This window comes from Dethiosulfatarculus sandiegensis (assembly GCF_000931935.2).
Lineage (GTDB): Bacteria > Desulfobacterota > Desulfarculia > Desulfarculales > Desulfarculaceae > Dethiosulfatarculus > Dethiosulfatarculus sandiegensis.
Genome location: NZ_AZAC01000017.1, coordinates 150,098 through 163,047 on the forward strand (window position 1 = coordinate 150,098; position 12,950 = coordinate 163,047).

At 50.5% G+C, this 12,950-nt stretch carries 11 protein-coding genes; 3 read left to right on the plus strand and 8 right to left on the minus strand.

Going from position 1 to position 12,950, the window contains the following annotated elements:
- Positions 1-60: 60 nt before the first annotated feature.
- The 3 genes from X474_RS13670 to miaB all read right to left on the minus strand — a co-directional run bounded on the left by X474_RS13670 (position 61) and on the right by miaB (position 3,112).
- The gene (locus tag X474_RS13670; protein ID WP_044349649.1) at positions 61-1,080 is read right to left on the minus strand and encodes a GGDEF domain-containing response regulator; all 1,020 of its coding nucleotides are present in this window, start codon (positions 1,078-1,080) and stop codon (positions 61-63) included.
- A 205-nt stretch (positions 1,081-1,285) separates the two neighbouring features.
- Positions 1,286-1,759, minus strand: coding sequence for a bifunctional nuclease family protein (locus tag X474_RS13680; protein ID WP_044349652.1), 474 nt, complete (start codon positions 1,757-1,759; stop codon positions 1,286-1,288).
- A gap of 12 nt (positions 1,760-1,771) precedes the next feature.
- Positions 1,772-3,112, minus strand: coding sequence for a tRNA (N6-isopentenyl adenosine(37)-C2)-methylthiotransferase MiaB (miaB, locus tag X474_RS13685; protein WP_044349654.1), 1,341 nt, complete (start codon positions 3,110-3,112; stop codon positions 1,772-1,774).
- A 486-nt stretch (positions 3,113-3,598) separates the two neighbouring features.
- Here miaB and X474_RS13695 point away from each other — a divergent pair, with 486 nt between their 5' ends.
- Positions 3,599-4,264 (plus strand): rhomboid family intramembrane serine protease, encoded by a 666-nt coding sequence (locus tag X474_RS13695; protein ID WP_044349657.1) that lies wholly within the window; start codon positions 3,599-3,601, stop codon positions 4,262-4,264.
- A 104-nt stretch (positions 4,265-4,368) separates the two neighbouring features.
- Here X474_RS13695 and X474_RS13700 read toward each other — a convergent pair whose 3' ends face one another.
- Positions 4,369-4,797: a hypothetical protein gene (locus X474_RS13700; RefSeq protein WP_044349659.1), complete on the minus strand. Its 429-nt coding sequence runs from the start codon at positions 4,795-4,797 to the stop codon at positions 4,369-4,371.
- Positions 4,798-5,077: 280 nt separating this feature from the next.
- Positions 5,078-5,929: an NAD(+)/NADH kinase gene (locus tag X474_RS13705; RefSeq protein WP_044349661.1), complete on the minus strand. Its 852-nt coding sequence runs from the start codon at positions 5,927-5,929 to the stop codon at positions 5,078-5,080.
- Positions 5,930-6,451: 522 nt separating this feature from the next.
- Between X474_RS13705 and X474_RS13710 the strand changes: the two genes are divergently transcribed.
- Positions 6,452-8,278: an NAD(P)H-dependent oxidoreductase gene (locus tag X474_RS13710; protein WP_044349663.1), complete on the plus strand. Its 1,827-nt coding sequence runs from the start codon at positions 6,452-6,454 to the stop codon at positions 8,276-8,278.
- Between the two features lie 118 nt (positions 8,279-8,396).
- Here the strand turns inward: X474_RS13710 and X474_RS13715 are convergent, their stop codons facing one another.
- The 3 genes from X474_RS13715 to X474_RS13725 form a co-directional block, all read right to left on the minus strand.
- The gene (locus tag X474_RS13715) at positions 8,397-9,407 is read right to left on the minus strand and encodes a DUF6268 family outer membrane beta-barrel protein (RefSeq protein ID WP_044349664.1); all 1,011 of its coding nucleotides are present in this window, start codon (positions 9,405-9,407) and stop codon (positions 8,397-8,399) included.
- A gap of 168 nt (positions 9,408-9,575) precedes the next feature.
- On the minus strand, positions 9,576-9,962 hold the full coding sequence (locus tag X474_RS13720; RefSeq protein WP_044349665.1) for a carboxymuconolactone decarboxylase family protein: 387 nt from the start codon (positions 9,960-9,962) through the stop codon (positions 9,576-9,578).
- A 228-nt stretch (positions 9,963-10,190) separates the two neighbouring features.
- Entirely contained in the window at positions 10,191-11,042 is an 852-nt protein-coding gene (locus X474_RS13725; RefSeq protein WP_052515201.1) for an SDR family oxidoreductase, read from the minus strand.
- Positions 11,043-11,720: 678 nt separating this feature from the next.
- On the opposite strand from X474_RS13725, the gene X474_RS13730 reads away from it, so the two are divergent.
- The gene (locus tag X474_RS13730; protein WP_044349666.1) at positions 11,721-12,857 is read left to right on the plus strand and encodes a hypothetical protein; all 1,137 of its coding nucleotides are present in this window, start codon (positions 11,721-11,723) and stop codon (positions 12,855-12,857) included.
- Positions 12,858-12,950 lie beyond the last annotated feature (93 nt).

Sequence of the window (12,950 nt, forward strand, 5' to 3'; positions counted from 1 at the left end):
AAAAATAGCCCGGGCATGTCTTGTTTAGTGGGTGATTTTATCCACAGATGCTTTGATCGGTCAATCTTTGGGCTGATAAGCACTTAAGAGGCCCACCCGGTTGCGTCCTTTTTCCTTGGCCAGATAAAGACCCTTGTCCGCAGTCTCCAAAAGGGATTGGGCCTCTGTGTCGGATGCGGGCACGCTGTGGGCCGCACCCAGGCTTATGGTCACATATGGAGCAACCAGTGAGTCTGCGTGTTCTATTTTAAGGTCCTCTACGCTTTTGCGCATTTTTTCGGCTATGGTGAGCGCCCCTCCCTGATTGATGCCGGGCAGGATGGCGGCAAATTCCTCACCGCCGTAGCGGGCAAAAAGATCACCAGGCCTTTGCAGTAATCGGTCCAGGGTGCGGGCCACGCTTTTCAGACATTCGTCACCCTGGGCATGACCATAGCGGTCATTGTATTTTTTAAAATAGTCTATGTCCAGCATGATCAGGGACATGGAAGTCCCATCCCTTTTAGCCCTGCGCCACTCCTGATCCAGACTTTGGTCAAAGAACCTTCGGTTGGCCACCTTGGTCAGTCCGTCTCGGGAATTCTGTTTTTGCAACTCCCGATTAAGGGCGGACAGCTTCGCCGCCATATCCAGTAGTTCCTGCTCCCTGGCTCGGCGGCGGTCGATCTCCATTTTTAAGGTCAAGGCCGAGTTCACCCTGGCGATAAGCTCTATCGGCTGGATGGGCTTGGTAAGGTAATCCATCACCCCGGCCTCAAAGGCCCTGCCCAGGCTTTGGGGATCGCTGCGCGCAGTGACCATGATGATGGGAGTTTCTTTCATAAGGGGGTGTTTTTTGATCATGCGGCAGGCTTCAATGCCGTTCATGTCCGGCATGACAAAATCCATCATAATCAGGTCTATTGGCTTTTCGGGCGGGAAACCGTTCTTTTCATGCAAACCTAAAATGGTCAATGCCTCGGAGGCAGTGGTGGCGTGCAGTATATCGTTAAGGCCTTTTTCCCTTAAAACCTGTTCTATAGAGGTGCGGGCCAGGCGAGAGTCATCCACTAAAAGGATAACCGGATGGCTAACCTTCATTTTCTGATTCCCCTTCAAAGACAAAAATAAATTATCAGGCCTGTTGCAATAAATCCCGATACCATAAAAAGCCGCAGGCGGAAGCATTGAAAATTTGCCGAAGATTCAATAAAACCAATCAGTTCTGTGGCCTTTTTTAAAAGGGTAGCATATAGAGGAAGCGTGTGTGAGGAAGATTTGGTAATTTGAAAAAATAATTGCAAAATTACATTTTGTATTTTCCAAAATCTTCCGGCGTCATCTCTTCCAAGATGTCTTTCCATTTTTCGTCAGAGCGCTGGTCCTCATCCTGGCCGGAGATTCCGGACTGGTCTAAAACGGCCTTGGCCACAAAGATAGGGGCCTCGGCCCTTAAGGCCAGGGCTATGGCGTCTGAGGGGCGCGAGTCTATGGAGACTTCACCCTCAGGGCCCATAAGCTCTATTTTCGCATAAAAAGTGTTGTCTTTTAGGTCGTTTATAGTAATTTTGCCGACAGAGTAACCAAGCCCGTTGATAATGTTGCGTAAAAGGTCGTGAGTCATGGGCCGTGAGAACTCGACCTTTTCCAGCTCACTGGCAATTGCTGTGGCCTCAAGCAGACCTATCCATATGGGCAGGTTCCTCTCCCCCTCCGGATCCTTCAGGATCAGGATCGGGGAGTTGCTGCTGGGGTCTATGGTAAGTCCTTGGACGATCATTCGGACCACGGCTTATTCTCCCTGGGCTGGTTTCACCAACCGTCCCATTAACGAGTTTATGCGCGCTTCAGTTATCTCCACTGTTACCAGGGTACCAAAAAGCGAAGGATGACCGGGGAAGTTTACCGCCCGTCCGGCCCGGCTGCGCCCGGTTACCAGAGCTTCTCCCCTTTTGGCCGGTCCCTCCACCAGCACCTCCAGCTTGCGCCCCACCAACTCCCGATGCAGTTCAAGCGATTTCGATGTCTGCAATTCCTGCAGCCTGGCCAGCCTTTCGCTTTTCACCTCTTCAGGCACCTTGTCCTCAAAATCAGCGGCCTTGGCAAAGGGGCGATCCGAATACTTGAAGCTATATGAATAATCGTAACGCACTTGGCGGACCAGCTCCAGGGTATCTGCAAAATCGTCTTCGGTTTCACCTGGGAATCCCACTATCAGATCCGTGCCCAGAGCGGCGATCTTAATGTTTTTTTTGAGCAATTCCACTCTGTCCAGGTAATGCTCCCTGGTGTAGCGCCGGTTCATGGCCTTAAGCATCCGGTTGCTGCCTGATTGGGCCGGAAGGTGCAACGATTCCATGACCTGGGGGACCTCGGCCATAACTTCAATCAGCTCCGGGGAAAAGTCCTTGGGATGGCTGGTGGTGAACCTGACCCTCCAAAGACCCGGTATCTCGGCCACCCGGCGCAGGAGTTGCGGGAAATTGAGCCCGCTTTCCGCATCATTATAGGAGTTCACATTCTGGCCCAAGAGCATGATTTCCCGGGTGCCTTTTTCCACCATTCCCCTGGCTTCAGCCAGGACCGTCTCCGCGGGCCGACTGTATTCCCTGCCCCTTACATAAGGGACAACGCAATAGGTGCAGAAATTGTTGCAGCCCTGCATGATCGTTACCTGGCTTTTAAGGCCCGGGTCGGGCGGCAGTTCCGGCTCGATCTGGCGCCCCAGGGCTCCCAGGGATGTGGCGGCCAGCCTTTCCCCGGCTTGAGCCCTTTTGACCAGGGCGGCAACGTTTTCCACTTCACCGGGGCCGAAGACCAAATTCAGCAAGGGGACTTTTTTAAGGAGCTTTTCCCCTTCCTGCTGGGCCACACAGCCGGCTACTCCGACTATAAGATTTGGATTTTCTTTTTTAATTTCCTTTAGGGAACCTAAAAAGGAATATACTTTGTGCTCCGGTTTTTCCCGCACACTGCAAGTGTTCAAAAGAATCAGATCCGCGGCTTCCTTGTCCCTGGTCAGAGTATAACCTTCCCGGGTCAGCAAGGCGGCCAGCCTGCCTGAGTCATAATCGTTCATCTGGCACCCGAAGGTGGTTATATGGAGTAGTTTTTGGACTTTTTTATCGGACATGGAGATCGCTTTCCCGTTAGGATAAATTATTTTTGAAGAGTATCCCAGTGGTGGAAGGTATGCAAGAAAAGTGCATTTTTGCATGATTAAAGCCTTGCCGGGATTATAGAGGGCTTTGCTGAGCCGGGCGGCGGCCCTCAGCCACCCCTAAAATGCGAGCATTTTGGGGACCCCGGAGACCACCCCTAAAATCGGAGATTTTGGGGACCCCGGAGACCACCCCTAAAATCGGAGATTTTGGGGACCCCGGAGACCACTCCTAAAATCGGAGATTTTGGGGACCCCGGAGACCACCCCCAAAATCGGAGATTTTGGGGTCCCCGGGGGTGCATGGCCGTTGCGCAGACTTATGAAGCAAGTGAGCAGGTTTTTGGAAAATTTTTTTGAAAGGGGCCTGTTTAGAAGACTTGGACGGCTTTTTTTGAACACCTGGATGGACAGATGCGTCCCGGTTGCGGGAAAATACTGCCAAGGGAGGCCCAAATCGTGATTCCCATCAAGGACGACAACCCGGTAGGCCGGATACCTGTAGTGACAGTGGTGCTCATTGTCTTGAATGTGCTGGTCTTTATTTTCCAATTATTCATGCCGCCCAAGGTTGAGTTGATTTTTGCTCATCATTACGGGGTGGTGCCCGCCTGGCTCACCGGGTTGGGTCAAATTGCCTATCCCCCCGAATGGTTTCCCAGGTTTCTGACTCTTCTAACCTATCCTTTCCTGCACGGCGGGTTCCTGCATTTGGGCGGGAATATGCTTTATCTCTGGATCTTCGGCAATAATGTGGAAAATGCCATGGGCAGGCCGAGGTTTATCCTTTTTTATTTTTTGGGGGGAGTGCTCTCCGGCCTGGCCCAAGTGGTCACCGCGCCTTCTTCGGAAGCGCCGATGATCGGCGCGTCAGGCGCCATAGCCGCTGTTTTGGGGGCTTACCTGGTTCTTTATCCCCAGCACAAGGTGGTTGTGCTGATCTGGCTTTTGTTTTTTGTCAGACTTATCCGGATTCCGGCCCTGGTGGTGCTGGGCGGCTGGTTTTTTCTACAGGTCCTGGGCGCAGGCGGAGAAGGAGTGGCCTGGATGGCCCATATCGGCGGTTTTGTGGCCGGGCTGGTCCTGGTACGTTTTTTTCTGCCGCGCCCCATGGTGCTGCATTAAGCCCCGAAGAGAACCGGCCGGTCCTTTCGGGGCTGGATTTGCTTTATTTTTTAAAGGGCGCATAAAAAGGGTGAAGGCGCAGTTGCCGAATACCCCTTCATTTTTTATTGATTGAGCCCGAGCACCTTTATCATGCGGACTTCTTTCAAGGGAATCCGGTAGTTGCCGTATTCTGTCTTGCCTGTGGCCATGAGCCCGGGTTTCACCCTCAGCTCCACGGGTTCTCCCTGGGCCAGGGTGATTTTGGCCTTTAATTTGCCGTTGACATGGTTGATGATAACTTCCCGCACCTTGTCCAAAGGCACTGCCGCCTGGCCTTGTCCCAGATCCCCCAGAACAAATGCCACCCCTTCTATGGCAAACTTGGTGAGAGTCACCCTTGAGCCGGTCTGGTCGGTGAGCATGACCTTGTAGTTGGCCTCTGGGTCCGGAATGCGGGTGGGTCCGTCTGTGTCTCCACCTCCCATTGCCATTAAAAAGGGACTTAAAATCAGAATCACTATCAAAGAGGCAAAAGCCTTAAGCTTGTGCATGGATTCTCCTTGCCGAGTTTGGCGCCGACCGTAAAAAAACGGTTTTAACAGATATAGCAGCAATGCCTTTGGGCAAAGCCTCTCAAAAAAATGGGCCCTTTTTAATGCCTGTAGTGCCCGGCATTCAGGCCCCCCCGCGGGAACACCCGCCTTAACCACACGGATTTTAAATTTATGTGGTCAAGGGGAAAAGTATTTTATTACCTTTCCCGATATCTACCTAGATACCACGGTCTTATAGGCAAGGCCAAGGCTTTTGAGCCCACAGGGCTTCAAGTTTTCAACCCCACCTCAGCTTGGTGCGCAGAATCTCGAAATAATCCTTAAATGGAGAATGGATTATGCGCACCGCTTTTTTGGCCCGCTGAATATATATCTTGTCTCCGGGCTCCAGATCAAGCCCGACCTGGCCGTCGCAGGTAAGGCTGGTGTCCAGGGACCGGTGGTCCAAGGTTATGCTCAAAACCAGATCCGGCTCCAAAAGGACCGGTCGGTTGCTCAAGGCAAATGAACAGATAGGGGTGACCACTATGCAGTCCAGGGCCGGGTGGCAGATGGGGCCGCCGGCTGAAAGGTTATAGGCCGTGGACCCGGTGGGTGTGCAGAAGATGAGCCCGTCTGCCCGAAAGGTGGTGAGGGGGCGTTTATCCACCACAATCGAAAGCTCCACGATAGGCGCTTGGGCGGATTTGTTGATCACCACATCATTTAAGGCGGTGAACTGGGCCAGGGCGACTCCGTTTCTCTCCACCCTGGCATCCAGCATGAGCCTGGGCGGGGCTGTGTATTCCCCGGCCAGGACCCGGTCCATGGCAGGCAGGAGTTCATCAGGCCCCAAAGCGGTTAGAAATCCCAGGCCGCCTAAGTTCACCCCCACTATGGGGGCGTTTTCCAGACCCTCTTCAACCAGGTTGCGCACTGCCCCGAGCATGGTGCCGTCTCCACCCAATACCACCACCAGGTCGGTTTTCGGGTCCATTTTGCCTTGGGGCGTATCATCTTCGGGCAGGTGTGAACCGGCCTTGATCAGATTTGATTCCAGTTTTCGGCCTAAGAGCCATTTGTTCAATAGACTGGCTTGCTTAAAGGCTTCTTGGGAGTGGGATTTGTATACAATAGCCACATGCGGCATAATCGATTCTCCAAAAATGGAACCCCAAAAATCGGCCTGTTCGGTCTTATCTCTCAGTTTACAGGCTTCAGGCAGGAGGCCTTTTTATAAAATCCACTAAAGGCCGATCAGCACCTGAACGCCTTTGGCTCCATAATAGCTGTTTCAGGCAGGATGGGAAAAGCCGATAAATATGCCTGCCCTGCCATGGGGTTGATACCATTTAAAAGTCTGCCTGAGAATATACAGCCAGGCATCCCAAGGGCAATCTTAAAGTGTATGGCTGCCTCAATACTCCCAGAAAAAATATCCAGGTCAAGTAAATGGAATTTTATTTGTCCGGAATGGATTTCCGATAATCTGGCGAGATTATCCCGCTCTGGTGCGGGTTTGCAATCAAACTTTGTTTTTTGAATGAAATAAATGCTAACCTACTGTCGGGTAAGTATTTTTTAGAGGAATACCCTGCTTGGGCCTTTATTGGGGTGTATTAACTTAGAAGCCCTTTAAATATTCTGTTCCTTTTCAATAAAGGAGCAAAAGGTGACACCAGCCAAGATACTTAAGCTTATGCCGGTTTTTTGCCTGGCCCTTTTTTTTACTCTAGGCGAGGTCTTTGCTTATGAACCGGGAGTAATGCGCGCCTCTGGTGTCTTTTTGCTGGCGGGGCTGGGAATTGCCCTGATGGCCTTACGCAGTCGAGATGGGCCTTCACCGGTGGATATCACCATTTTTATCTTTATCTGGCTGGCTGTAAGCGGCATATGGCTGGCCCCTTTGTTTACCCAAAAAATTCTGGCCGGTTTTGCAGCAGCTTTGCTCTATGCGGCCCTGTTTTTAATGGCCGCCCTGCCTCCTGTTTTAGGGCTTGGTTTTTTTACCGAGTTTTTCGCCCGCAAAAGAACCCCTCCCCAGCTCAGGGAGACTGATATTTACAGAAAAATAAACCTTCACCTCAATTGGTTTTGGGCCGGTATTTTCGTGCTTTGCGGACTGGCCGGTCTGGTTCCGGCCTTTTGGCCCGATTTGGCAGGACACTTTACCCGATTACTATTTCACACCTTCATACCCTTGGCTTTCTTGTTGGGAGTGGGGTTTCCCCTTACCCGCGGGTATCCGGATTATTACCAGCGGAAGTTGGGGTTGGAACCCGTAACTTTTGAGGGAGATGTGGAAAAGAATGAATCAGTTATTCCCCGGACAATAAAGGAAAATGTCATGAGTTCACAGAATAAGGTCGTAGCTGTAAACGGCTCGCCCCATGTGGGTATGGGCAGTACGGATATCATGCTTGATATGCTTGCTGAGGAACTGGCTCTGCATGGCCTGGACCTGGAGGTTATCCACTTACATGGAAAGGATATCGGTTATTGCGTGGGTTGCGCCCTTTGCTTGAACAAGGGTAAGTGCTGGCAAAACGATGATCATAAAAAAATAACCGACAAACTTTTTGCCGCTGATGCGGTTATCCTGGCTTCTCCGGTTTATTTCCGTTCCGTTACCGGGCAGATGAAGACTTTTTTTGACAGATGTCTGGTCCATGGCCATAACCCAAGGGCCTTTTCCAAGCCGGGACTGGCTGTTTCCGTCTCCGCCGGATGGGGGGAGACGGAGGTGGGGGCTTATTTGGCCAATTCACTGCATGTCTTTGGGGCATATTCCGTGGGAACCTTTACCGCCATGGCGGTAAGCCCGGGGGCTTTTTGTGGTAAAGAGGCCGTGGAGGCAAGGGCCAAGGACTTGGCCGGAGACCTGGCCAGGGCGCTTAAGGAAAAAAGGCGCTATCCTCCCACTGACCAGGATTTCAGCTTCTGGTCATTCATGGGCTGGCTGGTCAGGGAAAATAAAGAAATCATGGCCCATGACTATGAGCACTGGCAGGAAAACGGCCTTTTCGAGAGCTTTGAGAAGTTCATTGGGCTTTCCACGGAAAAAGTCTCCTATGATTCACAAATGCACGAAGCCTGGATCAAAAAAGTGATATCAGAGGCTAAAAACACTTCCGGAGTGAAAGAAAAGGACAGGAAAAAGCCAAGCGGGGCCGCCTCGGCCGCTTCCTGTTATGAATTGATCGAGATGATGCCCCGTGCCTTTAACTCGGAAAAGGCAGGGGATCTTAAAGCCACTATACAGTTCAAGGTAACCGGCTCCGAAGATTTCAGCGCTTATTTAAGTATAGAAAACCAAAAATGTCTTTTTCAGCAGGGAGAAGCGGCAAAGGCGGATATTGTCATAACCACTCCGGCTGATTTGTGGATGGATATCTCCACCGGAAAGGTCAACGGCCAGACTGCCTTTATGAGCGGAAAATACCAGGTAAAGGGAGATATGAGCCTTTTGTTGAAAATGGGTGATCTTTTTGGCGGCTAAAACAGAGGCCGCTTGGCAATAAGCGAATTTTGACCAAGTGGCGCCTGACAAGAGCCGGGAGGAAAATTTTCAGTATGCTGATCGGGCGGCCCTTTTGATTTTGGGCCGCCCGATTGTTTTAGAAGCTGTAGCCTAAGGAGAGTTTGAAAATCATTCCGTCTTCCAGGTCAATACGGTTCTGATCCCGGTCATCATAGTTTTCCCCCTCAAAAATAAGGCGGTCAAAGGACCAGCCACCGGCGGCCTCAAGCTTTAGACTTTTGGAAAATCGGCTGGTGATACCCAGCAAAGCCCTTTTTTCAAAGAAGAACAGACGGTCGTCGTCATATTTGCGATCACTTCTGAAATAACCGTTGTGGGTCCAGGCAAAAGAAGTGAAAACCGTGGTTTCCTTAGTGAGATCGTAACCAATTTTTACATAGGTTTCCGTGGGATAGGCGTATCTGGCCAGGAAACTCAACTTTTCGAGCGGCCGGTAATAAATGCTCAGGGCAGGCACACCGAGATTAAGTCTCAGGTTTTTAGACGGTGTATAGAGCCAGGACACCCCGGGCACCGGAATGCCTCCCCAAAATGCGGCCAGGCTGGAGTAGAAAACATAAAAATTCCAGGCCTGAGAGGGGGATGTCCTGAGGCTGGCCATGCCTGCCGCACGAACCGCCGTGGCATCGCTTTTGTGAAAGGGTTCATCCGATGCCGAGCCCACTCCGGCAAAGCCGCCGGCTATCCAGCGGGAGCTTATTTTTCTTTTGTGATGTATTCCCAGGCCAAGATCCCAGAGGGTTTCCGGAAAATCCTTGCCGCTATAGGGCATCACAGCCTCTGTTTGTATGTTTTTGTTCCTGGCCCAGGCCCCTATGCCCCATTCAGACTTGTTGTCCTGGCTTAAAGGGGTTATAAAGCTCAGCTCCTGGGTAAAAATCGACATATCCGCGTTTTGTTTGTCCAAATCCTGGGTGGGGTGGTAGAACCCCTCGTAAGCTATGCTGGTTTTCAACTGGCCGACAGTCGGGCTGAAGAGTCGGGAAATGGGGTCTTCAGCCTGTGCCTGGCCAGCTAAAATCGTAAGCGCCAATGTCAAGGCACACCAGGCTGCAAAAAATTTGGACTGTTTAGCCAATCTGGACATCAAAATACTCCTGAATAAAACTTGTTTTGTTGATCCTTTTTTCCCTCGCCCCGGCCCTGTCTTCGGCCCTCCCCCAAGGCCCTTAAGTCTTTTTGGGGAGCTAATATGGCTCTGTTGGATGTTGCTCGCAATAAAAGTTTAACTTATTTTGGATTCCAACCGGTTTTTTTATGCTTCCTTTTTTTTATCCAAAACCTCCCGCAGAACCTTCAGGGCCTGGTTGACCACAGGCATGCCCGCATAAATAGCCACCTGAAAAATGGCCTCGGCGATTTCTTCAGGATCAAGTCCCACATTCAATCCGGCCCAGATATGCATCCTGAGCTCTTCTGTGCGTTCCAGGGCGGTCAGGGCTGATATTGCCACCAATTGCCTGGTGGGGTGGGGCAGCTTTTCCCGTGCGTACATTTGACCGGTGATAAAAAGACTTAAATCCTTGGCTAGATCTTTATCAAAGGAACGCCAAAGATCATAGGGCCTGTCCCAGGGAAAATCATTGAAATAGGCGTGCGCGGTTTCAGCGGTCTTTTGTTTAACGGTTTTTTCTTCTGCCATGATTCACCTTTTTGATAATCAGCTTTTTAAGTACAATTTTTCGATATTATTCAATAAATTAAATGCGAATTTGTCATCGTTTTGTGACAGGTCCGGATGTTTCTTACCGGAAGCGGAACTCAGCCCGAGGCCTTGGATACTTTGATTGCTCCCCCAAACCCTTACCCGTGAAGCCTGGGTCCGGCAGGTGAGGCAAAGAGTTTCTGCCTTTTTGTCTGTGCAGATATGCTAAATTTTGAGCTTATCCAACCCGATCTCCCCGCATAAATAGGAACACCAGGCGGCATCGTCCTTTTCCAGCCTGGAGGGGAGGAGATCTCCTGTCATGGGTCCCACGGCATAGGCCGGTTTAGGGTCTTTTTTTGCAAGCACTTCCATGATCAGGTCCGAGACCACCCTTGGGCCCGGAATGGAGGCGGGGTCAGTCACCTGTTTTAAAAAGCCCATGGCCTTTTCATGCACCGGCTTGTATGCCTCGTCCGAGTCGGCCAACCAGGGGGAAAGAGCGCCCACCACCTGGCCGAACTCCGTGGCAATAGGGCCGGGCCTGATGGCAACCACCTTGATCCCAAAAGGAGCCACTTCGGCCCGCAAGGCATCGGTTATTGCCTCAAGGGCGTGTTTTGTGGAGGAATAAAAGCCGTTGGCCGGAAAAGTAAGTTTGCCGGAGATTGAGCTTAGATTGAATATCCAGCCGGATCTCGCCTTTCTCATGCCGGGAAGGCAGGCCTGGGTGAGCCTGATAAGGGAAAAACAGTTCACTTCATACATGCGCCGCACAGCATCCAGGGGAACCTCTTCCACCACACCGCGCACAGAATAACCGGCGTTGTTCACCAAAACCGAGATCGGTTTTTCCAACGATTTGATCTTACAACATAACTCTTCCACCTCTTCGGGTTTGCTTTGATCCAGTACATGGGTGGTTATGTCTTTAGAAAGAGATGCCAGGGAGCCAAGCCTGTCCCGGCGGCGTCCCAGGGCCATTACCTCATAACCTTTTTGGGCAAGGCTGTGAACAGTCTCTTTACCAATACCACTGGTGGCGCCAGTGACCAGCGCAAGGGGTTTTGCCTGCAACTTTCAGCCTCCTGGTTTTGGTCTATGTAAAAAAGGCGGGGCCTTGTTTCTTTTCGCTGTAATAAGGGGAGCCGCCGTTTGTTTTGACTGTTTATTTAAGTGAAATGAAAGATAAATATGAAAAAATGAACCTGCTAAAAACGATTCTTTATTTCTGTGTTTGGAAGTTAACTGCTTCAAATATAAGTAAATTAGTTAAGAAACCACTTCGCTGGACCATGGTATCTCATTTAAGACGGCTCAGTCAATCATTGTGCCGTTAAGTTGAGGCGAAACGATAGGGATTAAGGGCAAATAACTTAAAATATTAAAATAATTTCCGAGGTAATTTAAAATTTTTGTAAATTTAGTCTCCTTCTTTTTTCGCGTTTTGAAAAAGAGGTTTTTTGGGTATTCGCTTGCCTTTTCGCAATATTGGGCAAGGTCTGGGACGGACTGAGATCCTTATTGGCTGCCAATGTATTTTTTTGTGTATTTACTGAAAGTTATTAAGGGCTAATTGTTTTGTAACCGCCTTTTAATCTTTTTGTGAATTATCCGTGACTCTTTTGGCTTTTGTTTTTTCTAAAATCGGTGGTGCTTTTAAAGCATACAAAGACTTCCTTGCAAAGAGTATCCGGCAAAAAACCGGGCAATGGTTGACCCCGGTATACGAAAAACTGCTTTTTGGAGATTCAAATGCCTGAAAAAACGATCGAACGCCGTTGTTTTCTGAAGTTGGGCCTGGCAGCGGGGGCTGTTGGCGCTGCCGCATTGGCCATGCCCAAATTTTCCCTGGCAGCTGTCAAAAGCATTAAATTCAGCGACTGCCAGGCAATGTCGCCTGTGAAAATGGCCGAAAATTCCAGGCTGGTAATGGATTCCTGGAAATACCTTAAAGCAACTGTGGAGACCATCAAAGACCCTGGGATCAGGAAAACCGTTAAGGAAATACTGGCTAACCCCGCGCCGACCCTGGCCGAAGACCTGATGGATGGCAAAAACAGAAAACAGGTCTATGGGGAGTTGAAAGCCAAGGGGTATGTGGAGAAGATCGCCTATGATCAATTTTTGCCTGCTGTCAATGATCCCGGCAGGTCTCCCTTTCCCTTTTATGCCGGTCCCGGTTCGGGCTATTCAAGCCACCATTCCTATCCCGGCGGCCTTGTCACCCACACCGCGGCCAATCTGGTGATTTCTCTTTCCATATATGATACTTACCGTAAAGTCTACGGCTTTGGCCTGAATCGGGACATGGTTATAACCTCCCAGGTTCTGCATGACCTGCACAAACCCTGGGTTTTTCAATGGGCTGAAGACGGTGAGTCCCGCACGGAATTGAGCTTGGCCGGAACCGGCGAACATCATTCTCTGAGTGTAGCGGAGTCTTTTAAGCGGGGGTTGCCTGCCGAGTTTTGTGTGGCCCAGGCCTGTGCCCATAATCACCCCGGTTTTCCCAAGGAAGAAGCCGGACCGGTTAACTGGATAACAACCGCCGGGATATTGCTCGGTATTGATCCCAGGGAAAAGGGACTTTTGTCCCCGGACGGCAAGACCCTTCCCCGACCCAGGCGCATGGAAAACTTTGTCTGCCATTTGGGCGACCACGACTGGATCTTGACCGTGCCTGCGGCCAAGTGGCTTATTCCGGTTTTACAAAGGATCGCTCAAGAGGAATACGGCCTTGAAAAATCGGATCTGAAGACAAAAAAATTCAATCAATTCAGGAATTATGTCTTTTCCCAGGCCACTATCATGACCCTTTATGAGACATACAGCACCAAGGGTTACAAAGAACTTTTGGGTGTGGTCAAGGCAATGGTTGCCAAGGGGTAGCGCTTGAAACCAAAAAACCGGGCAGGGAGCCTTAAGCGTCCTGCCCGGTTTTTTTATGATTCGTTTATTTTCTTATCCCTTGATAATCCTCGG

What these genes read in the sequence shown, in the direction of transcription:
- X474_RS13670 (WP_044349649.1), bottom strand. Translation starts at nt 1,080, where the DNA reads ATGAAGGTTAGCCATCCGGTTATCCTTTTAGTGGATGACTCTCGCCTG.
- X474_RS13680 (WP_044349652.1), bottom strand. Translation starts at nt 1,759, where the DNA reads ATGATCGTCCAAGGACTTACCATAGACCCCAGCAGCAACTCCCCGATC.
- miaB (WP_044349654.1), bottom strand. Translation starts at nt 3,112, where the DNA reads ATGTCCGATAAAAAAGTCCAAAAACTACTCCATATAACCACCTTCGGG.
- X474_RS13700 (WP_044349659.1), bottom strand. Translation starts at nt 4,797, where the DNA reads ATGCACAAGCTTAAGGCTTTTGCCTCTTTGATAGTGATTCTGATTTTA.
- X474_RS13705 (WP_044349661.1), bottom strand. Translation starts at nt 5,929, where the DNA reads ATGCCGCATGTGGCTATTGTATACAAATCCCACTCCCAAGAAGCCTTT.
- X474_RS13715 (WP_044349664.1), bottom strand. Translation starts at nt 9,407, where the DNA reads ATGTCCAGATTGGCTAAACAGTCCAAATTTTTTGCAGCCTGGTGTGCC.
- X474_RS13720 (WP_044349665.1), bottom strand. Translation starts at nt 9,962, where the DNA reads ATGGCAGAAGAAAAAACCGTTAAACAAAAGACCGCTGAAACCGCGCAC.
- X474_RS13730 (WP_044349666.1), top strand. Translation starts at nt 11,721, where the DNA reads ATGCCTGAAAAAACGATCGAACGCCGTTGTTTTCTGAAGTTGGGCCTG.